The sequence below is a fragment of the Haloplanus aerogenes genome, from assembly GCF_003856835.1.
GTDB lineage: Archaea > Halobacteriota > Halobacteria > Halobacteriales > Haloferacaceae > Haloplanus > Haloplanus aerogenes.
In genome coordinates this window covers 192,336-214,951 of record NZ_CP034145.1, presented here as the reverse complement: position 1 = coordinate 214,951, position 22,616 = coordinate 192,336, and the positions used below count along the sequence as shown (strand labels likewise).

The window sequence follows — 22,616 nt, the reverse complement described above, 5'->3', positions numbered from 1 at the left end:
TGCACGTTCTGACCAGTCAGTGTCCGTACCGGTTCGGGAAACGGTTTTGCCCGTACCGGTCACAGGTGACGCCGTGACGCTCGACCGCCGGTACGTGCTGGGGGGGATTTTCGGTCTGCTGGCGCTGGGAGCCGCGGTCATGCTTGCCGACATTCTGGCGACGGTCTTTTTCGCCGTCACCGTCGCCTACCTGCTCTCCCCGCTCCGCGAGGAACTGACACGTCGGGGGCTCTCGGCGTGGCAGGCCAGTCTCGGCACGACGGCGACGGGTGTCCTCGCCGTCGTCGCCCTCGCTCTGCCGCTCGTCGTCGTCGTCGCCGGTCGTCTCGACGCCGTCATCTCCTTTCTTCTGTCGTTGCCACCTACCCTCACTGTCGACATCTACGGCCTCTCGGCGACGATTACGCTCGCCGATGCGCGGGCGGTCGCCGTCGCCTACGGCCGCCAACTCGCCCGCTCGTTCGCGACGGTCGTGCCCGTCCTCGCGCTCAAACTGACGGTGTTCGTGATGGTCGTGTTCGCTCTCCTCTCGCACACTGCCGAGACCCACCGCGCCCTGATCGCCCTCGTACCCCCCTCGTACCGGGACGTGGTGCGGGCGCTGAGTCGCCGGACCCGTGCCACCCTCTTTGCCATCTACGTCCTCCAGGCGGCGACGGCGGCGGGGACGTTCGTCGTCGCGCTGGTGCTTTTCTTTCTCCTCGGCTACCCCTACTTCCTCACGCTGGCGGTCCTCTCGGCCATCCTCCAGTTCCTGCCGGTCGTCGGCCCGTCGCTGTTGATCGGGCTCCTCGCCGTCGCCCATCTGGTCGTCGGTGACCCCGCTCGGGCGGCGCTCGTGTTCGTCCTCGGTGGCATCCTCGTGGCGTGGCTCCCCGACGTGGTGATCCGGCCTCGGCTCGCCCGCGAGACGGCCGACCTCCCGGGCAGTCTCTACTTCGTCGGGTTCGTCGGCGGCCTCCTGACGCTCGGGCCCGTCGGCGTCATCGCCGGTCCGCTCGCCGTCGCCCTCGTCATCGAGATGGCTGATCTCCTCTCGGACGAACTCAATCAGGTCGCGGTTTCGGAGGACTGAGACGGCTCGTCTGACCGATCAGGCGTCGTCCGCGGCGTCCCCTTCGACCAGCGGCCCACCCCGCTCTTTCCACTCCGTGAGGCTCCCCTCGTAGAAGTCGACGGTGTCGTACCCGAGGTGTTTGAGCGCGACGTAGGTGTGGCTGATCCGTCGAGCGGTGTTGCAGTAGAGGACGATCCGACGGTCGGGCGTGATGCCCCGATCCGACAGGTGCGCTTCGAGTTCGTCGTCGGGTTTCAGTCCCCGCGTCTCCTGATCGACGAGTTCGCGCCAGTCGAGTTGGACGGCCTCCGGGAGGTGGCCCTCCTCGTACTCCCACGCCTCGCGGGTGTCGACGATCACCGCGTCGGTGTCGAGGGCGTCCCGTACCGTCTCGAAGTCGACCAGCGGCGACGCCGTCGGCTCCCGAACCTCGTAGGTCGAGGGCTCGACCGACGGCGCGTCCGTCGTCGTCTCGTGGCTCCGGCTCCACGCGCTGAAGTCGCCGTTCAGCAGGTGCACGTCGTCGTGGCCGTAGAGGAGAGCGGTGACGAGAAAGCGCGCCGCGAACACGCCGTGTTCGTCGTCGTAGGCGACGATGCAGTCGTCGGGCGCGATCCCCGCGTCCTCCATCAGTGCCGTCCACCGGTCCGCGCCGGGGAGCATCCCCTCGTCACCCTCGCTGCTCCGGAAGCGGTCGAAGGGCACGTTGACCGCGCCCGGTACGTGGCCGATGCCGTCGAACTCCCACGCGTCGCGCACGTCGACCACGCGCACCTCGTCCAGACGGTCCGCGAGCCAGTCGATGGACACGACGATGTCCTCGGTCATATCGGCCGTACAGCCCCGGCAGATTTAGTGGCGGCGCTTCCGGACGCCGTCGCATCCGGCGACAATATTTGCCGCTACATTCCCGAATCTCCCCGTCCCACCCGTCCCAGTCGTCGCCCACGCCCGTCGATCCGTCCAAACAGTGGCAACATTTTCCGGTTAAGGCGAGGAATGGCCGTGTCTGCCCGTTGTGTGAGGATTATAGGGGAGGGTGGCGTATGGACATCTGCTATGTCAGACACAGGGTACGCGAAGGACGTTCTCGTCTCGGCGGATTGGGTCGAGAACCACCTCGACGACTTCCAGAGCGACGACCCGGACTATCGTCTCGTAGAAGTCGACGTAGACACGGAGGCGTACGACGAGGGCCACGCCCCCGGCGCCATCGGCTTCAACTGGGAGACCCAGCTACAGGATCAGACGACCCGCGACATCCTCTCGAAGAAGGACTTCGAGAACCTGCTGGGAAGTCACGGTATCGCCGAGGATTCCACCGTGGTCCTCTACGGTGACAACTCCAACTGGTTCGCTGCCTACACCTACTGGCAGTTCAAGTACTACGGCCACGACGACGTACGCCTGATGGACGGCGGCCGGGACTACTGGCTCGAACACGACTACCCGCTGACGACGGAGGAGCCGGACTTCTCCGTCGTCGACTACGAGGCGGCCGGCCCCCGCGAGAGCATCCGCGCGTACCGCGAGGACGTGGAGAACGCCATCGAGCGCGGCCTGCCGCTCGTCGACGTGCGTTCGCCCGAGGAGTTCAAGGGTGAGATCCTCGCGCCCCCGGGACTGCAGGAGACGGCCCAGCGCGGCGGCCACATCCCCGGCGCGAAGAACATCTCGTGGGCCGCGGTCACGAACGACGACGGCACGTTCAAGACCCGCGAGGAGATCGAGTCGCTCTACGCCGAGGAAGGCATCGACGGCGAGGGCACGACCGTCGCCTACTGCCGCATCGGCGAGCGCTCGTCGGTCGCGTGGTTCGCGCTCCACGAACTCCTCGGCTACGAGGACACGATCAACTACGACGGCTCCTGGACCGAGTGGGGCAACCTCGTTGGTGTCCCGATCGAGAAAGGCGAGGCTGAGTGACCGTAGGGAACGAAGCCTCGTGGCGGAACGGCGAGCGGTAGCGAGCCGTGAAGCAGGGCGAGGCCGAGTAACACGAGGCCTCGAATCGAGCGGGGAGGAACGACCCGCGAGAAGGGCGAGGCCGAGTAACACGAGGCCTCGAATCGAGCGGGGAGGAACGACCCGCGAGAAGGGCGAGGCCGAGTAACACGAGGCCTCGAATCGAGCGGGGAGGAACGACCCGCGAGAAGGGCGAGGCTGAGTAACACGAAGCCTCGTAGCGAACGACAGCCCGACCGACGCCGCCGACAGCGACCTCCACGCGTCGCGCGTGACCATCACGATTCGTTTTTCCGCCCGTCCCCGATCCCGATGCATACAAACATCGGGCTGTCGTACCGCGAGATATGGACGGTACGACGCTCGTCGACACCCTGACCGACGACCTGGAGACGGAGCTATCCCGACTCGGCTCCTCGAAGTGGCTGTACGCACTCACCGACGGCGACATGACCGGCGACGCGGTTCGGGCCGCCGCGGCCACCGACGCCGCCGCGGCCGCCGAGACGTTCGAGACGTGGGCCGCCGACGCCGACGGCGACGCGGAAGCACTGTTCGAGGCGCTCGCCGCCGACGCCGCGGACCGCCGAGACGCGCTCGATGCGGACGCCGACGCCGCGGACCGCCGCACCTACGACACGCTCGCGGGCCTCGACGACCCCGTCGACCGCGCCGGCGGCGCCCTCGGCTACGCGCTCGTCCTCGACCGGACCATGGGCCAGATGGTCGGCTTCTTCGTCGGCGACGCCGACCCCTCGACGGCCAACCAGTTCCGCGACCTGCGGAGCGGGATCGACGACGCACAGGACCACGTCGTCGACACGCTCGATACCCTCTGTGCGGACGACGACGACCGATGGGACCGCGCGACCGCCGCTGCAACGGCCGTCGTCGACGCGACGTACGAGGACTACGTGGAGACGCTCGAATCGATGGGCGTCAAGCCGAAAAACGTCTGCTGAGCCGGGCTATTCGCTAGCTTTCGCTGCTTCTGGCGGCCCCGATCTCCACTCGAAGCGAAGGGGTTCGGGAGATGTTCTCACACGCCTTCGATCGTCTCGCGGTAGGCGGTGATCGCGTCCATCGCCGCGTCGATCCGTTCGTTCACGTCGTCGTCGGTCGCCGCCTTGATCTCACGGAGTGCGTTCTCGTGGCGGGCGAGGCGGCCGTGATCGGCGCCCGTCTCGGCCAGATTCGCGAACTGCTCGGCCTGTCGTTCGAGTCGGTCGCTTTCGTCGCCGGCGGCCAGTTCGGCCGCGGCGGTCAGTTCGTCGCTCGCGCGTTGGAGTTGCTCGTGTGCCATGAGTGGCGCTACGGACGGGGGGGACAAGTTCCTGTCCCAACGTTCCCGGCCGTCGATCAGTCGTCAGCCGCCGTCTCCGGCTCCCCACCACTCGGCTCGATGGCGACGGCTGCAGCCTTGTACTCCGGGATCTTCGCCCGTTCGTCGAGTACGTCGTTCGTGAGGCGGTTCGCCGACGACGCCGCGAAGTGGGGTGTCGTCCACACGGTCCCTTCCTTGATATCGTCGGTAACCTGCACCTGTACCTCGATTTCGCCTCGTCGTGACCGGAGTGTCACGGTCTCTCCGTCCGCGATGTCGTATCGCTCGGCATCCTTCGGATGCACGTCGACGAAGTTCTCGGGATGCTGGCGGTTGAGCGTCGGCGACCGTCGACTCATCGTCCCCGTGTTGTAGTGTTCGATCAGTCGCGCCGTCGTGAGGATCAACGGGTACTCCTCGTCGGGCACCTCCTTCGGTGGCTGGTGGCGCACACCCTCGATGTGCCCCAGTCCGTCCGGCGTCGTGAACGCCGATTCGTACAGGTAGGGGTCGCCTTCGTCGCCGAGTTCGAGGCAGGGCCAGTGGAGCCCTTCGGTCCCGAGCAACTCGTAGGTCATGCCGTAGTAGATGGGACACACCTGCCGGAGTTCCTCGAACACGGCCTCGGGACCGTCGAAGTCGAAGGTGCCGTCGCCGAACAGCCGGGTGCCGATCTCGGCGAGGATTTCGAGGTCGTCTTTCGTGTCCTCGTAGACCTTATCGATCCCGCGCATCAGCTGGACGCGCCGGTCGGTGTTGGCGACGGTCCCGCCGCGCTCGGCCCACGAAGTCGCGGGCAACACCACGTCCGCGTAGGCAACGGTGTCGGTCGGGAAGATGTCCTGTACCACCACGAACTCTAGGTCGGCCAGCCGTTCCGCGACCCGGTTGGCGTCCGGTTCGCTCATGATCGGGTTCTCGCCCATCACGTAGAGCCCGTGGATCGTGTCCCCGGCCGCTCGGGAGATTTCGACGTTCGTCAGCCCCGCTTCCGGCGGCACCTCGAACCCCCACACCTCCTCGACAGCCGCCCGCAACTCGTCGTCCTCGACGTTCTGGTAGCCGGGCAGGGTGTTCGGCATCGCACCCACGTCACAAGTTCCCTGGACGTTGTTCTGGCCACGGAGCGGGTTGACGCCCGTGCCCGGTCGGCCGAGGTTACCGGTGATCAGGGCGAGGTTGATCTCGTTCTGGACGTTGTCGACACCGCAGGTGTGCTGGCTCATCCCCATCCCGGTGAAGATGGCCGCGTTCTCGGCGGTGGCGTACGCCTCCGCGGCGCGTTCGATGTCTTCGAGGGGGACGCCACACGTCTCGGCAGCGGCTTCCTTGTCGAAATCCTCCAAGGTCTCCGCGAGGTCCTCGATCCCGTCGGTTCGCTCGGCGACGAACTCCTCGTCGACCCAGTCGTTCTCCAGAACCGTCTTGATGACGACGTTCAGGAGCGGGATGTCGGTGCCCGGCTCCACCTGAAGATGCTGGTGTCGCTCCGTCCCCTCGATGTCGAACGACCGCGTCGTCTTGTTGGCGTGGGGGTCGACCTGAATCACCGTCGCGCCATCGAGCACCGCCTGTCGGAAGTAGACGCTGTTGGCGATGGGATGTTGCTCGGCCGGGTTGGCGCCCTGAATCCACAGCACGTCGGCCGACTCCATCAGGTCCTGCATGCTGTTGGTCATCGCGCCGGCGCCGAGGCTTCGCCGGAGAGCGTACACCGTCGAGGCGTGGCACATCCGTGTGCAGTTGTCGACGTTGTTCGTGCCGTACCGTCGCGCGAGTTTCTGGAGGAGGTAGTTCTCCTCGTTCATCGACTTCGAACACCCGAAAAAGCCCACCGCATCCGGGCCGTGTTCGTCGCGGATGCGCTCCATCTCGCTCACCACTCGGTCGTACGCCTCGTCCCACGTCGCCTCGTGGAGTTCGCCGTCCTCGCCGCGAATCTGGGGCGTCTTCAATCGGTCCTCGTGCTCGACCACCTCCATCGCTGCGCCCCCTTTGATGCAGATGCGCCCGTTATTGACCGGTGCATCACCCCACGGCGCGAACCGCATATCTTCGGTGACCGCGATGCCACACCCCACCCCACAGTACGGACAGATCGTCTTGGTTTGCTCGCTCATCTGTGATTACCTCAAGTGTTATCCTATTGACTTCTGTCTACAAAAGGGCTCCTGCGGACTCATAGGGATCATCGGAAGTCGTCAGAGATTCTCGCCGGACCGTCCCGGCGAGAATCTATGGACAGTTACGATAACCCCTATCAGTTCGTCACGAGGGCGCGTGGCAAGTGAACACAGTTATTACCGTCCATCTCGCTACCACCGGCCATGCCTGAACATCCGTCTGACCACGTGGAGGGCCCACGATGCGCGTAGTCGCGAAATTCGGCGGCACGTCGCTCGGGAGCGGCGACCGCATCGAACGCGCGGCCGACACCGTCGCGAAAGCAGTGGAGGAAGGCCACGAAGTCGCTATCGTCGCCAGCGCGATGGGGTCGACGACCGACGAACTGCTGGAAGAAATCACGTTCGACGCGGACGACGCCGACCGCGCCGAAATCGTCAGCATGGGCGAACGGACGAGCGTCCGGATGCTCAAGGCGGCGCTCGGTTCCCGCGGCGTCAACGCCACCTTCGTCGAACCCGGGAGCGACATCTGGCCGATCATCACCGACGAGTACGGCGAGGTCGACGCCGAGGAGACGCTGAAGCGTTCCCAGTCGCTCGCCGCCGACCTCGATAACGTCGTCCCCGTCATCACCGGCTTCCTCGCCCAGACCATCGACGGCAAGGTGACGACGCTCGGCCGCGGCGGCAGCGACACCACCGCGGTCATGCTCGGGAAGTTCATGGACGCCGACGAAGTCGTCATCGTCACCGACGTGGAAGGTGTCATGACCGGCGACCCGCGAGTCGTCGAAGGCGCCCGCAACGTCGGCCATATCACCGTCGACGAACTCCGCAATCTATCCTTCCGCGGCGCCGAGGTGGTCGCACCCAGCGCCCTCTCCTACAAGGACGAGGATCTCGTGGTCCGCGTCGTCCACTACCAACACGGCGACCTGCTGACCGGCGGCACGAAAATCGAGGGGCAGTTCCAGAACCTCATCGACATGCAGGACGAACCCCTCGCCTGCATCACCGTCGCGGGGCGCGCGCTCCGCAATCGCCCGGGCATCCTCGCCGACCTCGCGCAGGCGCTCCGGAGCGAGGACATCAACATCGATGCCGTCGCCAGCGGCATGGATTCGGTCACCTTCTACGTCAACGACGACCTCGCCGAGGACGCGGAGTACATCCTCCACGAACAGGTCGTCGACGACGAGACGCTCTCCTCGGTCACGGTGGAGAGCCAGTTCGCCGTCATCCGGGTCACGGGCGGCGAACTCCCGAACCGTCCCGGCATCATCCTCGACATCGTCCAGCCCGTCTCCGAGGCCGGCATCAACATCCACGACCTCATCACGTCCGCCACCTCCGTCGCCATCTTCGTCAACTGGGCGGACCGCGAGGAGACGCTCGAAATCGTGCAGGAACAGACGATCTGAGCCACGCCGTTCGCGGTTCCCGACGCGCCCACCCTTCAGTTCAGCGCCCGTCCAGCAGTCGCGTCCCGATCCGAGTCGGCAGCCCCGCCTCCTCCACCGCTTCGATGACCGCGTCCACGTCGTACTCGACCCGGCGCTCCTCGACCGTCACCGTGTCCCCGCCCGCCCCCTCGTCCAACTCGACCACTGCGTAGCCCGCCCGCGGGTCGTCGTCCCGCGGTTGGCCGACGCTCCCCGGATTCATCACCACCCCCTCGTCGAAGACACGGTGGCCCTGCACGTGGGTGTGGCCCGTGATCAACAGGTCTTCGCCGCGCAACATTCGCGGCGAGAACTCCTCGGGGTAGGTGTAGCGGTCCGGGTCGTCGGGGTGGCCGTGGACGATCTTGACGCGGCCGTCCGCCACAGTGCGCTCCGGTGGGAGGTCGGCCAGCCACGACAGCGCGTCGTCGTCCAGCTCGTCTCTCGCGTACTCGACGCCCGCCGTCGCCATCGCGTTGAACCGGAAGGGCGTGTCGCTGGCGGTGGCCCGGTCGTGGTTGCCCATCACCGTCGGGATGGATCGCTCCCGCACCGCCGCGACGCAGTCGGCCGGCCACGGGTTGTACCCGACCACGTCGCCCGCACAGACCAACTGGTCCACGTCGGGCATGTCGTCGAGGACGGCTTCGAGGGCGACTCGGTTGGCGTGGATGTCGGAGATGACGCCGAGGCGCATGGCGTCGCTTGCGGCTCCCGGGGGTTAGGCCTTGTCGTGAGCGCGAACGCTTAGGGCCCCACCGCGACCCACGGCCACCTCCCACTCGACCGTCCCTTTTGGGTCGCGGCGGAATAGTTAATATGCCACGCGGGGATTGACGGCGTATGCAACGGCTCGCTGCACGGACGGGTTCGTCCACCCGTAGCAGCGGGGCCGTCGGCGTCGCTCGCGTCGCCATTATTGGGGCCGCCCAGTAACGCCCCACCTCATCACCCCTCTCCTCGGCCCGTTCGAATCGTTTCGGAGTGACGCCGCCGGTCCGTCGTGGCTACGGCGACGCTCCCGACCTTCCACCCCACACTCACCAGATGTCACACCGATCGGCAACGACGCAGTACGCGGACGACGTATCGACAGCGACCCCCAGAACCGGCGGCGAGGCGGTCGCCGCGGCACTCGAACGGGCGGGCGTCGAACACCTGTTCGGCGTCCAGGGCGGGGCGATCATGCCCGTCTACGACGCCCTCTACGACTCGACGATGGGCCACGTCACCATGGCTCACGAGCGGAGCGCGGCCCACGCGGCCCACGCCTACGGCGTCGTCTCCGGCACACCCGGCGTCTGTCTGGCGACCTCCGGGCCCGGGGCGACGAACTTAGTCACGGGACTGGCCGACGCCGCGGCGAACGACGCGCCCCTCCTCGCTCTGACCGGTCAGGCGCCGTCCCACCTCATCGGACGGGACGCGTTCCAGGAGGCCCCCACGGTCGACGTGACCGGACCGGTTACCAAGGCGAACTACCTGGTGACCGACGTCGACGTGGTCGGTGACACCGTCGCCGAGGCGTTCGCGCTCGCTCGTGCAGGGCGGCCCGGCCCGACGCTGGTCGACCTCCCCAAGGACGTCACGCTGGCGACGACCGACCGGTCGCCGACCGCTCCGTCCCCGTCGGTAGACTCCGAGGCCCCCGAGCGCGTCGATCCGGAATCGGTGTCGGCGGCCGCCGAGGCCCTCGCGGGCGCCGACCGTCCGGTCGTCCTCTCGGGCCGTGGCGTGATCGCGGGCGACGCCAGCGCCGAACTCCGTGCGTTCGTGACCGCCCACGGCATCCCGGTGGCCACGACCGTACCTGGACTGGGATCGTTCCCGGAGGACCACCCGCTCTCGCTCTCGGTCGCGGGGACACACGGCACCGCGTGCGCGAACCGGGCGCTAGCTAACTGCGACGCGGTGCTCGCGGTCGGAGCGGACTTCGACGGCAGCACCGGCGGCGTCGAGACGGTCGCTCCCGACGCCGAGAGCGTCCACCTCGACGCCACCGGGATGCCCCGAGCGGACCATCCGCTGGTCGGTGACGTTGGAACGGCCCTCGAGCAACTGTTCGACGCGATGCCTCGATCCCCGGACGCGGCGGCGTGGCGGGGTCGGACCGACGCGTGGCGGCGCGAGTCCGCCCCCGATGACGCGCCCGCGGATGGGCCGCTGACGCCGCGGGCGGTCGTCGAACGACTCGACGAACTGACGCCCGACGACACGCTCGTCACCACCGGCGGCGGCCGACACCAGTGGTGGGCGATGCGATACTGGACGTTCCGACGGCCGCGGACGTGGCTCTCCACGCACTTGGGGACGATGGGCTACGGCCTGCCCGCGGCCATCGGCGCCTGCGTGGCCACTGGCGGGGACCGGCCAGTCGTCTGTATCGAGGGGGCCGACTCGTTCCTGACGACGCAGCAGGAACTGGCGGTCGCCGTCCGCGAGGCCCTCGATCTGACGGTGGTCGTCTTGCACGACGCCACTCCCGGATCGGCCCGGACGGCACCGCATCGCGCCGGAGACCCACAGTTCGACGTGCTCGCCGACGTGTTCGGTGCCCGGGGGTTCCGCCTCAACGACCCCGACGGGGTCGAGCGGACGCTCGAAGCGGCGCTGGCCGTCGACGGACCATCGGTGGTCGACGTTCACCTCGACCCCGAGGTAGTGCCCGCCGGTGACGACCTGTGAGGCGGCGAGCGCCCCGATGCGTCGACGTGTCCGCGTCCCGGTCGCGCCCTCACTCCCCGTTGACGATGCCGGTCGTCACGCCGTCGCCGTCAACGGCCATCCCGGCCGCACAGACCGCGTGTTCGAAGTCCAGATCGTACGCCTCCCGGGCCGCTCCCGTCGCGTCCGTCGCGTCGAAGTCGAACGCGCGCGGGCGGTCCTCCTCGTAGGTGGCGACCAGCGTCGGTTCGTCGACTTCCTCGACCAGCAGGGCGTCACGGCGGACGATGCCGACCGTCGCCGTCTCGGCCTCGACGACACCTGCGATCCGCGGCGTGTCGTAGTCGTCTTTCTCGTAATCCAGCGACAGGAGCGCCGTCGCCAGCGCGTCGCGGGCGGGGTAGCCCATGTCCAGCTTTTCGGTCACGGGGTCGACGTGCGAACCGTTGCCAAGCACCGCCCGCCCCTCACTCTCCCGCACGCAGTTGTAGGCGATGTAGGGGTTGTCCGTCTCCGGTGCGTCCGGCGTCGGGGTGACGGTCAGGGTACCCTCGCGCTCGACGATCTGTCGGTTCGGGAACGACCGGGAGGAGACGCGGTAGGCGCCGATACCCGGGCCGACGACGATGAAGCGGCCAACGTACATGTCTCGCCGTTCAGCCACCGACCACGTACGTCTTTCCGTTCTGCCGCGCCCGCCCAAAGAGCCTTGAGCGCACCCGCCCAACTCCTCCCGTGATCGACCCGGCCGACTACGATCCGCGGGAACTTCGGTCGCTCGCCGACGTGGACGACCCGGAAATCGGCGTCAGCCTCCCGCGCGTCGAGGGGTCGGAGTACCGACCCGCGGCACCGGACGAACCCTCCCACGAGCAGTGCGAGATGCTGGTCGCTATCGGCGGCGTCGACCCCGAGGCGCTCGGCGAGCGGCCGTATCTCCCCACGTTTCCGGATGTACCGGAGGGGCGACGGATCGGCCGCGACTGGATCGTCTATCTCGTGCGGACGGCGGGCGAGGGGGCGACCCGCGACGCTATCGCCCGCTACCGCGCGCTCGGGTGGCTTGGCGAGGACGCCGCGGCGACGCTCGACGCCCGGGTCGACGACGCGGTGGCAGTGCTGGAGCCGGGCGACGACGACCTCGACCGCGCGGACCACCTGCTGAGTTTCGCGCACGTCGTCCGGTTGCTCGGTATCGCGACGCGGTAGCGCGCCCGCCGCCGGTGCTCGGACTTCGCAACACTCATATGCGATTCGCGGGTATAGAGTGATGACTCCCGTCCCGGAGTCGCAGTCCCATGGGGTAGCGGCCAATCCTGAAGCCTTCTGGGGGCTTCGACCCAGGTTCGAATCCTGGTGGGACTATTCTCCACTTCTTTTAGAAAACCGAAGCGAGACCCGCACATCGGACAGAGTCGACCGGCGCTAATACGTCTCGACGTCGAACCCGAACGCTTCGAAGTCGTCGACGTTCCGCGTGAGGACGGCCTCTCCTTCCACTTCCCCCGTCGCTCCGATAGCCGCGTCGCCCTTGTTCTTTTTCAGTTTCGAGGTGTCTCCCTCTCCGATTCGCCGCCCGGCGATTCGGGAGATTTCGTCGCTCATCGGGACGAACGGATGCGGGCGCAGGATCTCGCGCACCTCCCGTTCCTCGTCGTCGCTCATCTCCGCTCCAACCCCGATGTAGAGTTCGAGCACCGCCATCGCCGGTATCTTGACCGGTATCCCCTCGGCTTCGAGTTCGCGGAGTTTCTGGCGAGCACCGGTATCCCGCTTCATCAGGTCGATGAGGAAATCCGTGTCGGCGATCATTCGAACTGATCGAGCACTTCGTCGACCTCGTGGACGTCGGCCTCGTCGGCTTCCGCTATCGCCGTTTCCATCCGCTCGACTCGACTCCCGTCGTCGAGCACGTCGCCCAGTTCCGCGAGCGAGCGGCCGCCCATCAGTCGCTCGACTGCCTCCGAAAACGTCTCGTCGTCCCGCTTGTTCTCCCGGAGGCGCTCGTAGACGTCCTCGTCCAGACGGATCGTCTTGCTCCCCATGTATACAGCGTATACTTCGGACTACTTAGAAGAACGGTCTACCCCCACCAGACCCAAGTGTGTCAAACCCTAACACGGACGCGGGCTATGCACGTGCCCGTTGTCCGTACGGACCGATCAGCGTTCGACCGCATCCGCGACGCCATCCTCAACCGCGAGGATCCGAAAGACGAGAATCCGACGGGGCCGGGCGTCCCGACGCCGGGGTAAGGTGTCGGGCGCTCAGCCACCCGTCGTCACTGCCACCTATCGCCCGTAGCGGAGATACGAGTACGCGACGAAGCCGCAGAGCGCCCCGACGAGGATGCCGATCACGAAGCCGGGCGGCCCCGCGACCGACCGGAGAGCCAGCCCGACCAGCACGCCGACGACGATACAGCCGAGGACGACGAAAAAGCCCGTCTGCCAGTCCTCGATCAGGTCGATGATGCTTCGGTCTGCCATGGGCGAACTACCGCGACGCTGTGTCATAAGGCTCCGGTCAGTTCGAACTGTTCTGCGTCGGGAGTTTCGGGATGAGCCACGCGAGGAAGGCGTCGGGGCTCCGCGTCTGGGTCCAGACGGTCCCCTCCCCGCTGAACTCGCAGACGAGGCCTTCGCCGCTGAACAGCGTCGATTTGAGGCCACCGACGCGTTTGACTTCGAAGTCGAGCGTCTCCTCGAACGCGACGATGTGGCCGGTGTCGACGATACGCGTCTCGCCGGGTTCGACGCGGTGTTCGTCGATGGCGCCGTAACTGGAGATGAAGGTCGGTCCCGTCCCGGAGAGTTTCAGCAGGAACAGCCCCTCGCCGCCGAAGAACGTCTTGCCCCCACCGAACTTCGTGTCCACGTCGATGGTCGGGTCCGAGGCGACGAAGGACGTGGACTGGACGAACAGCGTCTCGTCGGTTAGCTGGTGGTGTTGCACGTCGCCGGACAGCGCCGGAGCCAGTTCGAGCTGGCTCGCGCCGTTCGCGGTGAACGTGTTCATGAAGAAGGATTCGCCGCCGAACACCGACCGCGAGAGCGACTTCAACAGGCCCCCTTCGGCCTGCGTCTCGACGTCGACGTCGCCGGTGTAACTCACCATCGCGCCGGCTTCGGCGCGGACCGATTCGCCGGCGTCGAGCGAGAGGGTGAGCTGGGCGTAGGACGGGCGGTGGGTGATGTCGTGGTCCATACGACTTCGTTCTCTCAATTAACGTATAGATGTGGCGACAGGTTTGCACTCAGCCCACGCCGACGGCCCCGGTCGAGGCCGCCCTGCCCGCCACCGGGCGGACGGAGGGCCTAAGAGTCCGACGAGCCATAGGGACACCAATGACAGAGGCGCTGTTGCTCGTCGCCCACGGCTCCCATCTGAATCCCCGGTCGAGCGCGCCGGCACAGGACCACGCCGACACGATCCGGGCGTCCGGGGCGTTCGACGAGGTTCGGGAGGCCTACTGGAAGGAGGAGCCGTCGCTCCGGAACGCCCTCCGGACGGTGACCGCCGACGAGGTGTACGTCGTTCCCCTCTTCATCAGCGAGGGCTACTTCACCGAGCAGGTGATCCCGCGGGAACTTCGACTGGAGTTCGACGCCGCCGACTGGAACTCCGACGGGACGAGCGCCGACTTCGCCACCTGTTCCCCGTCGGACGTGGACAAGACCGTCCACTACTGCGGCCCGGTCGGCACCCACGACGCGATGACGGACGTGATCGTTCGCCGGGCGGAGACGGTGACGGGTGATCCCGACGTGGGCGCGGGCGTCGGTTTGGCGGTCGTCGGCCACGGCACCAAGCGCAACGAGAACTCCGCGAAGGCGGTGGAGTACCACGCCGACCGGGTGCGCGACCGCGACCGGTTCGCGGAGGTACGCGCGCTGTTCATGGACGAGGCGCCGGAAGTCGACGACGTGACCGACCACTTCGAGAGCGAGGACATCGTCGTCGTCCCGCTCTTTATTGCCGACGGCTACCACACGCAGGAGGACATTCCCGAGGATATGGGCCTCACCGACGACGGCCGCGAGGGCTACGCGGTGCCGTCCCGCGTCGACGGCCACGACATCTGGTACGCCGGCGCCATCGGGACGGAACCGCTCATGGCCGACGTGATCCTCGAACGCACGGCCGACGCGGGCGCCGATACCGGAACTGACGCCCCGACGACCGGGGAGACGACGACGATGCCCGCCGACGGTGACTGAGATGGCGGGCGCGAGGGCCGATCCGACGCCAGCCGACGCCCTGCGCGAGGCCGCCGCGGCCGACGGCGTCGACTTCGACGGCCTCCGGGCGGCGCGCGACGACGACGGCTTCCGCGTCGCGGTGCCCGAGGCGAGTTACGACGGCCTCTCGGCCGCCGAATTCGACGACGCGGTCGAGCGTCACCGTGCGTACGCCGAGAACTGGCTGTTCTGGCACCAGCACGCGCCCCAGAACCCCGCCGAGTGGGCGTTCCTCCGGTGGGTCGAACACGCCGACGACCTGTCCGTCCCCGAGCGACACGACCGCCTCCGCGACGGCGGCCTCGACCGCGAGTGGGGCCAACTCGCCATCGAGGCGCATATCGAGGACGGCCGACGCCGCTACGAGCTGCGACACGTCGACGATACCGCCCTCGACGACCTCACCACCTACACCGACCCCTACGAGGCGCGGCGCCTGCGGAAGACGGACGACGACGGCGACTACCGGCCGCTGTCGACGGCGCCGACGCTGGCGCACGGGTGGGCGTTCGTCGACCTCGATCCCGACGCCCTCGTCCGGGCCGCCGAGGGATTCTACCCCGCGACGGTCGCGAACTGGCACCGGGAACGCGAGGGCGACCTCGACGTGACCCACTGGCACGAGACCGTCTCGCGCCAGACCGGCATCTACGGCGTCGTGCAGACGTGGGACCGGGGGGAAGGTCACGACCACGTGAACCGGGTCGCGGAGGCCTGCTGTGTCGACTCGCAGTGCCTCAAGCGTCGCGAGTGGGACTACGACGCCGAGACGCCACTCGACGTGGCACGCGGCGACGGCGTCTTTCCGTGTCGCGAGCCGTGTTCGCTGGTCATCGCTACCGCGCGCAAGTGGACGCGCCTCGAATCCGAGCAGTCCCGCACCTACGAGTTCGACCTCACCCCGAGCGAAAAGGAGCAGATCGAGACGATCATCGACGCCGTCGCCGACGGTCGGATCGACGAGATCCGCGAGGCCGACACGAGCGACGGCGCCAATCGCTACCGGGCGCGCTACCTCCGCGCCAAACTGTTCGACGACGAGGGGAACCTGTGTGGCGTGCCGACGGACGGGGACGACCGATAGTGTCCGTCACGGAATCGTTCGATGCCCCCTTATGAATAATCGGTTAGCATAAGACGAATCAAAATTGCGATACCCGCAATGATTTATATTGTGCTGCCCAACACGCGATTGTCTAATGACGGACGACTCACCCCCCTCCGAAACGGGAGACACGGACCACGACGACACGCTGACGACCGATGGTGGCGAGGCGATCCGACATACGAAGAAATCCAACCGAGACTGGTGGCCGAATCAGCTGGATCTGTCCATCCTCGATGCCCACGCTGGCGACGTCGGGCCGATGGACGAGGACTTCGACTACGCCGAGGCGTTCGAGTCACTCGACTTCGAGGCGGTCAAGGCGGACATCGAAGCGGTGATGACCTCCTCGCAGGACTGGTGGCCCGCCGACTACGGCCACTACGGTCCGCTGTTCATCCGCATGGCGTGGCACAGCGCCGGCACGTACCGCACCAAGGACGGCCGTGGCGGCGCGGCCGGCGGTCACCAGCGCCTCCCACCGATCAACAGTTGGCCCGACAACGTCAACCTCGACAAGGCACGCCGCCTGCTCTGGCCGGTCAAGCAGAAGTACGGCCGCAAGCTCTCGTGGGCTGACCTGATCGTCCTCGCCGGGAACGTCGCGCTGGAGTCGATGGGCTTCGAGACGTTCGGCTTCGCCGGCGGCCGCGATGACGACTTCAAGGGCGACGACGCCGTCGACTGGGGTCCCGAGGAAGACTGGGAGATGACCTCCACCGAGCGGTTCGACGAGGAGGGCCGCCTCAAGCACCCGCTCGGCAACACCGTGATGGGCCTCATCTACGTGAACCCGGAAGGCCCGAACGGCGAACCGGACCTCGAAGGCTCCGCGAAGAACATCCGCGACACGTTCAGCCACATGGCGATGAACGACAAGGAGACGGTCGCGCTCATCGCCGGCGGCCACACCTTCGGCAAGGTCCACGGTGCCGACTCCGGCGACAATCTCGGCCCCGAGCCCGAAGCCGCCCCCATCGAGGAGCAGGGTCTCGGCTGGGAGAACGAATTCGGCGAGGGCAAGGGCCCCGACACGATCACCAGCGGCATCGAGGGCCCGTGGACGAGCGCGCCGACCCAGTGGGACATGGGCTACGTCGACAACCTGCTCGACTACGAGTGGGAAGCGCACCTCGGCCCCGGCGGTGCGTGGCAGTGGCGCCCGGCCGACGGCGGACCGGCGGACGATCTGCCGGACGCCGTGCCGGACGCCCACATCCCCGACGAATTCGTCGACCCGATGATGCTCACGACCGACGTCGCGCTGAAGAAGGACCCCGACTTCCGAGCGGTCCTCGAGGAGTTCCAGGAGGATCCGGCGGAGTTCCAGGAAGCCTTCGCGAAGGCGTGGTACAAGCTCATCCACCGTGACATGGGCCCGCCCGAGCGGTTCCTCGGTCCCGAAGTCCCCGAGGAGACGATGCTCTGGCAGGACCCCCTCCCCGACGCCGACTACGACGTCGTCGGCGAGGAGGAAATCGCGGAACTCGAAGAGCTGATCGTCGACTCCGACCTCTCCATCGCCGAGCGCGTGAAGACGGCGTGGGCGTCGGCGTCGACGTTCCGCCACAGCGACAAGCGCGGCGGCGCGAACGGCGCCCGCATCCGCCTCGAACCCCAGCGGAGCTGGGAGGTCAACGAGCCCGAACAGCTCGAATCCGTGCTGGAGACCTACGAGGAGATTCAGGCGGAGTTCAACGACTCCCGCAACGACGACGTGCGGGTCTCGCTCGCCGACCTGATCGTCCTCGGTGGCAACGTCGCCGTCGAGCAGGCCGCCGCGGACGCCGGCTACGACATCGACATTCCGTTCGAGCCCGGTCGGACGGACGCCACGCAGGACCAGACCGACGTCGAGTCCTTCGAGGTGCTCGAACCGGACGCGGACGGGTTCCGTAACTACCTCGGCGGCGACTACGAACCGACGCCGGAGGAACTGCTGGTCGACAAGGCGGAACTGCTGAGCCTGTCGGCGTCCGAGATGACGGTGCTGGTCGGCGGCATGCGCACGCTCGGCGCGACCTACGGCGACTCCGACCGCGGCGTCCTCACCGACGAACCGGAGACGCTGACCAACGACTTCTTCGCGAACCTGCTCGGCATGGACGACGAGTGGGTGTCCGTCTCCGACGACGACCGGATCTTCGAGATCCGCGACCGCGAGACGGGCGAGGCCGAGTGGGAGGCGACCCGCTTCGACCTCGTCTTCGGCTCGAACTCCCGCCTCCGCGCCATCGCGGAAGTCTACGGCGCCGCCGACGGCGAGGAGAAGTTCGTCGACGACTTCGTGGACGCGTGGCACAAAGTGATGACCCTCGACCGCTTCGACCTCGAATAACCTCGCAGGCGGCGGTCGATTTTCGCGCCACCCGAACCCGGTTTCGACACCGATAGTCGACCGGAGCGTATTCCTGTTCCCCTCTCCTAACGCGGCACCGATGGTCTCCCAACGTGGCGCCGACGTGACCCCGTTCATCGCCATGGACGTGCTCGAACGGGCGAACGAACTCGACGACGTGATCCATCTGGAGGTTGGTGAACCGGATTTCGCGCCCCCGGACCGGGTGATCGAGACGGCCGTCGACTCGCTCCGGTCGGGCAACACGAACTACACCGCCGCGCGGGGGAAACCCGAACTCCGCCGCGCCATCGCTGCACATTACGACCGCGAGTACGGGGTCGACGTGGACCCGAACCGGGTCGTCATCACGCCCGGCACTTCGCCCGGCCTCTTGCTCACGATGGCCGCCCTCGTCGACCCCGGCGAGGAGGTGGTCCTCACCGACCCGCACTACGCCTGCTATCCCAACTTCGTACGGATGGTCGAGGGGCGGGTTCGGACGGTTCCGCTCCGCGCGAGCGAGGGATTCCAGCCCCGAATCGCGGACTTCGAGGCCGCCGTCTCCGACGACACCCGCGCCCTCCTCCTCAACTCCCCCGCCAACCCGACCGGCGCGGTGATGGACGGCGAGACGCTCGCAGGTCTCGCGGACGTGGCGGCCGCCCACGACGCGACGCCCGTCGTCGACGAGGTGTACCACGGCCTCTCCTACGACGTGGCCGAGCACACGATGCTCGAATACACGGATGACGCGTTCGTCCTCAACGGCTTCTCCAAGCGGTTCGCGATGACCGGGTGGCGGCTGGGATGGGTGATCGTCCCGCCCGACTACGTCGACGTGGTAAATCGTCTCGCACAGAACCTGCTCATCTGCGCCCCGAACTTCGTGCAGGACGCGGGCGTCGCGGCCCTGGAGACGCCGCCGGAGCGACTGGCGGAGATTCGGACGACGTACCGCGAGCGCCGGGACCTGCTGGTCGACGCGGTGGAAGCGTGGGGACTCGACCTCGGCTACACGCCACAGGGGGCGTACTACCTGCTGGCGGACGTGAGCGACCTGCCGGGCGACGCTCTCGACGTGGCCGACCTCTTCTTGGACGCCGGCGTCGCCGTCACGCCCGGCGTCGACTTCGGCGACGAGGCGGCCGACTACCTCCGCTTCTCCTACGCGACGGACGCCGACGCCATCGAGACGGCAATCGAGCGGATCGACCGGGTGCTGGCGACGGTCGAGCGACGGTAGGGCGCTCACTCGACTTCGACGCCGGTAATCTCGAATCGTGCCCCGCCGTCGGCACCCTCGGTGACCTGGATCGACCAGCCGTGGGCCTCGACGACTTCCTCGACGATGGCGAGGCCGAATCCGGTGCCGTCCGGCGCGGTCGAGTAGCCGCTCTCGAACACGGCCGTCCGCTTCTCCTCGGGAATCCCGGTGCCGTCGTCTTCGACGTAGAAGCCGTCGTCCAGGCCACCGACGGTGATCGTGACGTGGTCGCCCCTGCCGCCGTTGGCTTCGCTCTCCGCAGAACTGTGTTCCACGCCGTCGTCAGCGTGTTCGGTGCGCCGGCTGCTCGTGGTGCCGTGACCCACGCTGTTCTGCAGCAGGTTCTCCAGCAAGTGCTGGAGTCGCCCCGGATCGGCTCGGATCGTCCGGTCCGTCTCGACGACGAGTGCCGCGTCCCCCGTCGCGACGTTGTGCCAGCACTCCTCGACCACGTCCGCGAGCGCGACGGGCTCGATTTCGTTTACGCGTTTCCCACCCCGCGCGAGTTTCAGCAGGTCCGCGATCAACTCGTCCATCCGGTCGAGCGACCGCGCGGCGGCGTCGAGATGCTCGCTATCGTACTCCTCTCGCGCGAGGTCGAGGCGGCCCCCGGCCACGTTGAGCGGGTTCTGGAGGTCGTGTGAGACGACGCCGACGAACTCCTCGAGACGCTCGTTCTGTCGCTGGAGTTCGCGCTCGCGTGCCTTCCGCTCCGAGATGTCCCGGCTGATGACGACGAATCGATCTTCGCCCGCCAGATCGAGTCGCTGGAGGTGAATTTCGACCGGGAACGTCGATCCGTCCCGATGCCGGTAGACGCCCTCCAGTCGGTGTCTGTCGCCGACGGCCATCTCTTCCCAGATCGCCAGCGCCTCCGCCGGGTCGATCCGCGCGTCGACGTCCCACACCTTCATGTCGACGAGTTCGGACGCGTCGTATCCCGTCCGTTCGCAGAGCCGCGGGTTCGGGTCGATGATGTTTCCGTCGGTGTCGTGGACGTTGATCATGTCGGGCGAGTTCTCGAAGAGCGCTTCGAGTCGGGCCGTGCTCCGTTCGAGCTGTTGCTCGCGTTCGATCCGTTCGGTGATGTCCTGGAACTGCGAGAAGATAGCGACCACGTCGCTGTCGCCGGCTTCGCCGGTTGTCACCGGACTGCGTCCGGTGGCCTGAGGGACGTCGTCCCTCTCTGCCCGAGGCGTCTCCGACGCCTCGCTGTCACCGGGCTCTGCCCGGTTGCTCGTCGAACCGTGTTCGACGCTGTCGTCGGCCTGTGGCCGACTGCCCGAGGAGCGTGGCTCCTCGCTGTCGTCGGCCTGTGGCCGACTGCCCGAGGAGCGTGGCTCCTCGCTGTCGTCGGTCACGACTCGGTTGTGCCACTCGCAGACGATCACCTCGCCGTCGGCGCGGACGTTCTCGTTGACGCTCCGGTAGCCTCCACGGTTCTGTAACAGTGCGTCGACGACTCCCCCGACCGCTGTCGCCTCCGACTCGGGGACGATTCGCTCCCACGACGCGCCGCGCAGGTCGGCTTCGGCGTAACCGAGGATGTCCTCGGCCGCGTCGTTCAGACGGACCACCTCGAAGTCCTCGTTCCACTCGATGACACCGAGCGGCGACTGTTCGAAAAACAGCGACAGACGGCGTTGGCTGGCTTCGAGCGCCCGCTTCGAGCGGTACTGATCGACCGCGTTGGCGATCCGGTTGGCGAGGACGGTGTACTGGCTGAGGCCGCCCTGCTTCTCCAGATAGTCGGTCACGCCGGCCGAAATCGCCTCGCTGGCGACTTCCTCGCTCCCTTTGCCCGTAAAGAGGATGAACGGGAGGTTCGGATACCGCTCGCGGACGGCTTCCAGGAAGTCGATGCCGTTCCGGCCGGGCATCTCGTAGTCGGAGACGACACAGTCGACGGCGTCGGTGAGTCGGGCCAGCCCTTCGTCCGCGCTCGTCGCCGTCTCGACCGTGCATCGGTCGTCCTCACGTTCGAGTGCGTCTGCAGTGAGGTCGGCGAAATCCGGTTCGTCGTCCACGTGCAGGACCCGGATCTGCTCGCTCATTCCCTCTCCGTTCAGTACCCTCCGACCAAAGCAGTTGCGCCCTCGTCGGTCACCCGAGCAACACGTTGCCCGTCGCCAGCTATTTTTCGTCGCTCCCCGTCGCCCCGCTATGGCCGGCTACGCCACACTCCCCCGGTTGCTCGACGGTCGTCGGCTCCGGGCCGTCGGCCTCGCACTCCGGGCCGATCCGTCGGCGAGCGTCCCGGATCGGGAGCCCGACCCGGCACTCGTCGCCCTGACCGAGCGACCCTTCGACGGCGTGGCCGACGTGTTCGACCGCCTGCGCGAACTCGAAACCCGCCTCCGCGCGGCGGACGACCGCCGGGCGGTCTTCCTGACCATCTACACCCGGATGACAGCCTCCGTCCACGACGCTATCGAGAGCGATCGGTTCACGGACACCGACTGGATGCGCCGCTACACTGTCGCCTTCGCGGACTACTACCGCCGCGCTTTCCTCGACTTCGAACGCGGGAATCTCGACGTCGTCCCCGACTCGTGGATCGTCGCGTTCGGGACCGCCGTGGAGGGATCGGCCCTCGTCGCGCAGGACGCCTTTCTCGGCATCAATGCCCACATCAACTACGACCTCGCGCTGACGCTCCGGGACGTGGGGATCGACCCGGACCGCCGCCGCAAGCGCGCCGACCACCGCGAGATCAACGTCGTCCTGACCGACCTGATCGACGCACAGCAGATGGCGCTCGCCGACCTCTACGCCCCGGGCCTCGCGGACGTGGACGCCACGCTCGGCCGCTTCGACGAGGCGCTCTCCCTGTTCTCGATGACCGAGGGTCGAGCGCAGGCGTGGCGGATCGCGACCGTCCTGACCGACGTGCGCTGGTCGCTCGCCCGGCGGTACGCCCGCTGGCTCCTCCGGGCGACGGCCACTGGCGGCGCCGTCTTCGTCCGGTCGCCTCCGGTCGATCCCCGGCTTCTGGCGGCGCTCCGACGGGTCGAACGGGGGCAGTCACTCGACGACGTACTCGGCCGTCTCGGCACGGCACTGGACGCGCGCCGCTGATCCCTGTCC

At 67.5% G+C, this 22,616-nt stretch carries 22 protein-coding genes and 1 tRNA gene; 13 read left to right on the top strand and 10 right to left on the bottom strand.

Annotated elements, in window-relative coordinates; translation table 11 throughout:
- The first annotated feature begins 73 nt into the window (after window positions 1–73).
- Window positions 74–1,075: an AI-2E family transporter gene (locus DU502_RS01110; protein WP_121921105.1), complete on the top strand. Its 1,002-nt coding sequence runs from the start codon at window positions 74–76 to the stop codon at window positions 1,073–1,075.
- An 18-nt stretch (window positions 1,076–1,093) separates the two neighbouring features.
- On the opposite strand, the gene DU502_RS01105 is transcribed toward DU502_RS01110, so the two are convergent.
- A complete protein-coding gene (locus DU502_RS01105) occupies window positions 1,094–1,885 on the bottom strand; it encodes a sulfurtransferase (protein ID WP_121921106.1) in 792 nt (263 codons plus the stop codon).
- A 231-nt stretch (window positions 1,886–2,116) separates the two neighbouring features.
- On the opposite strand from DU502_RS01105, the gene DU502_RS01100 reads away from it, so the two are divergent.
- On the top strand, window positions 2,117–2,983 hold the full coding sequence (locus DU502_RS01100) for a sulfurtransferase (RefSeq protein WP_121921107.1): 867 nt from the start codon (window positions 2,117–2,119) through the stop codon (window positions 2,981–2,983).
- Window positions 2,984–3,369: 386 nt separating this feature from the next.
- The gene (locus DU502_RS01095; RefSeq protein ID WP_121921108.1) at window positions 3,370–3,984 is read left to right on the top strand and encodes a transcription antitermination protein; all 615 of its coding nucleotides are present in this window, start codon (window positions 3,370–3,372) and stop codon (window positions 3,982–3,984) included.
- A 77-nt stretch (window positions 3,985–4,061) separates the two neighbouring features.
- Here the strand turns inward: DU502_RS01095 and DU502_RS01090 are convergent, their stop codons facing one another.
- Window positions 4,062–4,325 carry a DUF7553 family protein gene (locus DU502_RS01090; RefSeq protein WP_121921109.1) on the bottom strand — a complete coding sequence of 88 codons (264 nt, stop codon included), beginning with the start codon at window positions 4,323–4,325 and terminating at the stop codon, window positions 4,062–4,064.
- A 56-nt stretch (window positions 4,326–4,381) separates the two neighbouring features.
- A complete protein-coding gene (gene fdhF, locus DU502_RS01085) occupies window positions 4,382–6,466 on the bottom strand; it encodes a formate dehydrogenase subunit alpha (RefSeq protein WP_121921110.1) in 2,085 nt (694 codons plus the stop codon).
- A 245-nt stretch (window positions 6,467–6,711) separates the two neighbouring features.
- On the opposite strand from fdhF, the gene DU502_RS01080 reads away from it, so the two are divergent.
- On the top strand, window positions 6,712–7,893 hold the full coding sequence (locus DU502_RS01080; RefSeq protein ID WP_121921111.1) for an aspartate kinase: 1,182 nt from the start codon (window positions 6,712–6,714) through the stop codon (window positions 7,891–7,893).
- Between the two features lie 40 nt (window positions 7,894–7,933).
- Here DU502_RS01080 and DU502_RS01075 read toward each other — a convergent pair whose 3' ends face one another.
- Window positions 7,934–8,611: a metallophosphoesterase family protein gene (locus DU502_RS01075; RefSeq protein ID WP_121921112.1), complete on the bottom strand. Its 678-nt coding sequence runs from the start codon at window positions 8,609–8,611 to the stop codon at window positions 7,934–7,936.
- A 350-nt stretch (window positions 8,612–8,961) separates the two neighbouring features.
- Between DU502_RS01075 and DU502_RS01070 the strand changes: the two genes are divergently transcribed.
- Window positions 8,962–10,599 (top strand): thiamine pyrophosphate-binding protein, encoded by a 1,638-nt coding sequence (locus tag DU502_RS01070; protein WP_124896987.1) that lies wholly within the window; start codon window positions 8,962–8,964, stop codon window positions 10,597–10,599.
- Between the two features lie 49 nt (window positions 10,600–10,648).
- Here the strand turns inward: DU502_RS01070 and DU502_RS01065 are convergent, their stop codons facing one another.
- On the bottom strand, window positions 10,649–11,224 hold the full coding sequence (locus DU502_RS01065; protein WP_121921114.1) for an IMP cyclohydrolase: 576 nt from the start codon (window positions 11,222–11,224) through the stop codon (window positions 10,649–10,651).
- A gap of 89 nt (window positions 11,225–11,313) precedes the next feature.
- On the opposite strand from DU502_RS01065, the gene DU502_RS01060 reads away from it, so the two are divergent.
- Window positions 11,314–11,787 carry a FlaD/FlaE family flagellar protein gene (locus DU502_RS01060; protein ID WP_121921115.1) on the top strand — a complete coding sequence of 158 codons (474 nt, stop codon included), beginning with the start codon at window positions 11,314–11,316 and terminating at the stop codon, window positions 11,785–11,787.
- An 83-nt stretch (window positions 11,788–11,870) separates the two neighbouring features.
- Window positions 11,871–11,943 (top strand) — tRNA-Gln (locus DU502_RS01055).
- A 60-nt stretch (window positions 11,944–12,003) separates the two neighbouring features.
- On the opposite strand, the gene DU502_RS01050 is transcribed toward DU502_RS01055, so the two are convergent.
- Together DU502_RS01050 and DU502_RS01045 are read right to left on the bottom strand one after the other, a co-directional pair.
- Window positions 12,004–12,390 (bottom strand): PIN domain-containing protein, encoded by a 387-nt coding sequence (locus DU502_RS01050; protein ID WP_121921116.1) that lies wholly within the window; start codon window positions 12,388–12,390, stop codon window positions 12,004–12,006.
- Window positions 12,387–12,623, bottom strand: a complete 237-nt coding sequence (locus tag DU502_RS01045; protein ID WP_121921117.1) for an antitoxin VapB family protein — start codon at window positions 12,621–12,623, stop codon at window positions 12,387–12,389. The genes DU502_RS01050 and DU502_RS01045 overlap by 4 nt, the downstream gene beginning before the upstream one ends.
- 87 nt (window positions 12,624–12,710) lie before the next feature.
- Here DU502_RS01045 and DU502_RS18820 point away from each other — a divergent pair, with 87 nt between their 5' ends.
- A complete protein-coding gene (locus DU502_RS18820) occupies window positions 12,711–12,833 on the top strand; it encodes a hypothetical protein (RefSeq protein ID WP_277872148.1) in 123 nt (40 codons plus the stop codon).
- Between the two features lie 36 nt (window positions 12,834–12,869).
- Here the strand turns inward: DU502_RS18820 and DU502_RS01040 are convergent, their stop codons facing one another.
- Window positions 12,870–13,067 carry a hypothetical protein gene (locus tag DU502_RS01040; protein ID WP_121921118.1) on the bottom strand — a complete coding sequence of 66 codons (198 nt, stop codon included), beginning with the start codon at window positions 13,065–13,067 and terminating at the stop codon, window positions 12,870–12,872.
- Window positions 13,068–13,104: 37 nt separating this feature from the next.
- On the bottom strand, window positions 13,105–13,785 hold the full coding sequence (locus DU502_RS01035) for a TIGR00266 family protein (RefSeq protein WP_121921119.1): 681 nt from the start codon (window positions 13,783–13,785) through the stop codon (window positions 13,105–13,107).
- Between the two features lie 140 nt (window positions 13,786–13,925).
- Between DU502_RS01035 and DU502_RS01030 the strand changes: the two genes are divergently transcribed.
- From DU502_RS01030 to DU502_RS01015, 4 genes are all read left to right on the top strand, one after another.
- Window positions 13,926–14,798: a CbiX/SirB N-terminal domain-containing protein gene (locus tag DU502_RS01030; RefSeq protein WP_121921120.1), complete on the top strand. Its 873-nt coding sequence runs from the start codon at window positions 13,926–13,928 to the stop codon at window positions 14,796–14,798.
- A 1-nt stretch (window position 14,799) separates the two neighbouring features.
- Window positions 14,800–15,903 carry a DR2241 family protein gene (locus DU502_RS01025; protein ID WP_121921121.1) on the top strand — a complete coding sequence of 368 codons (1,104 nt, stop codon included), beginning with the start codon at window positions 14,800–14,802 and terminating at the stop codon, window positions 15,901–15,903.
- A gap of 115 nt (window positions 15,904–16,018) precedes the next feature.
- A complete protein-coding gene (gene katG, locus DU502_RS01020) occupies window positions 16,019–18,262 on the top strand; it encodes a catalase/peroxidase HPI (RefSeq protein ID WP_121921122.1) in 2,244 nt (747 codons plus the stop codon).
- A gap of 100 nt (window positions 18,263–18,362) precedes the next feature.
- On the top strand, window positions 18,363–19,508 hold the full coding sequence (locus DU502_RS01015) for a pyridoxal phosphate-dependent aminotransferase (RefSeq protein WP_121921123.1): 1,146 nt from the start codon (window positions 18,363–18,365) through the stop codon (window positions 19,506–19,508).
- Window positions 19,509–19,513: 5 nt separating this feature from the next.
- On the opposite strand, the gene DU502_RS01010 is transcribed toward DU502_RS01015, so the two are convergent.
- A complete protein-coding gene (locus DU502_RS01010) occupies window positions 19,514–21,583 on the bottom strand; it encodes a PAS domain S-box protein (protein WP_241966820.1) in 2,070 nt (689 codons plus the stop codon).
- Window positions 21,584–21,692: 109 nt separating this feature from the next.
- On the opposite strand from DU502_RS01010, the gene DU502_RS01005 reads away from it, so the two are divergent.
- Window positions 21,693–22,607, top strand: a complete 915-nt coding sequence (locus tag DU502_RS01005; RefSeq protein WP_121921124.1) for a DUF5995 family protein — start codon at window positions 21,693–21,695, stop codon at window positions 22,605–22,607.
- Window positions 22,608–22,616 lie beyond the last annotated feature (9 nt).

Excerpts from the sequence above, each read along its gene's own strand:
- DU502_RS01105 (WP_121921106.1), bottom strand. The coding sequence starts at position 1,885 with ATGACCGAGGACATCGTCGTGTCCATCGACTGGCTCGCGGACCGTCTG.
- DU502_RS01100 (WP_121921107.1), top strand. The coding sequence starts at position 2,117 with ATGTCAGACACAGGGTACGCGAAGGACGTTCTCGTCTCGGCGGATTGG.
- DU502_RS01095 (WP_121921108.1), top strand. The coding sequence starts at position 3,370 with ATGGACGGTACGACGCTCGTCGACACCCTGACCGACGACCTGGAGACG.
- DU502_RS01090 (WP_121921109.1), bottom strand. The coding sequence starts at position 4,325 with ATGGCACACGAGCAACTCCAACGCGCGAGCGACGAACTGACCGCCGCG.
- fdhF (WP_121921110.1), bottom strand. The coding sequence starts at position 6,466 with ATGAGCGAGCAAACCAAGACGATCTGTCCGTACTGTGGGGTGGGGTGT.
- DU502_RS01080 (WP_121921111.1), top strand. The coding sequence starts at position 6,712 with ATGCGCGTAGTCGCGAAATTCGGCGGCACGTCGCTCGGGAGCGGCGAC.
- DU502_RS01075 (WP_121921112.1), bottom strand. The coding sequence starts at position 8,611 with ATGCGCCTCGGCGTCATCTCCGACATCCACGCCAACCGAGTCGCCCTC.
- DU502_RS01070 (WP_124896987.1), top strand. The coding sequence starts at position 8,962 with ATGTCACACCGATCGGCAACGACGCAGTACGCGGACGACGTATCGACA.
- DU502_RS01065 (WP_121921114.1), bottom strand. The coding sequence starts at position 11,224 with ATGTACGTTGGCCGCTTCATCGTCGTCGGCCCGGGTATCGGCGCCTAC.
- DU502_RS01050 (WP_121921116.1), bottom strand. The coding sequence starts at position 12,390 with ATGATCGCCGACACGGATTTCCTCATCGACCTGATGAAGCGGGATACC.
- DU502_RS01045 (WP_121921117.1), bottom strand. The coding sequence starts at position 12,623 with ATGGGGAGCAAGACGATCCGTCTGGACGAGGACGTCTACGAGCGCCTC.
- DU502_RS18820 (WP_277872148.1), top strand. The coding sequence starts at position 12,711 with ATGCACGTGCCCGTTGTCCGTACGGACCGATCAGCGTTCGACCGCATC.
- DU502_RS01040 (WP_121921118.1), bottom strand. The coding sequence starts at position 13,067 with ATGGCAGACCGAAGCATCATCGACCTGATCGAGGACTGGCAGACGGGC.
- DU502_RS01035 (WP_121921119.1), bottom strand. The coding sequence starts at position 13,785 with ATGGACCACGACATCACCCACCGCCCGTCCTACGCCCAGCTCACCCTC.
- DU502_RS01030 (WP_121921120.1), top strand. The coding sequence starts at position 13,926 with ATGACAGAGGCGCTGTTGCTCGTCGCCCACGGCTCCCATCTGAATCCC.
- DU502_RS01025 (WP_121921121.1), top strand. The coding sequence starts at position 14,800 with ATGGCGGGCGCGAGGGCCGATCCGACGCCAGCCGACGCCCTGCGCGAG.
- katG (WP_121921122.1), top strand. The coding sequence starts at position 16,019 with ATGACGGACGACTCACCCCCCTCCGAAACGGGAGACACGGACCACGAC.
- DU502_RS01015 (WP_121921123.1), top strand. The coding sequence starts at position 18,363 with ATGGTCTCCCAACGTGGCGCCGACGTGACCCCGTTCATCGCCATGGAC.
- DU502_RS01010 (WP_241966820.1), bottom strand. The coding sequence starts at position 21,583 with ATGAGCGAGCAGATCCGGGTCCTGCACGTGGACGACGAACCGGATTTC.
- DU502_RS01005 (WP_121921124.1), top strand. The coding sequence starts at position 21,693 with ATGGCCGGCTACGCCACACTCCCCCGGTTGCTCGACGGTCGTCGGCTC.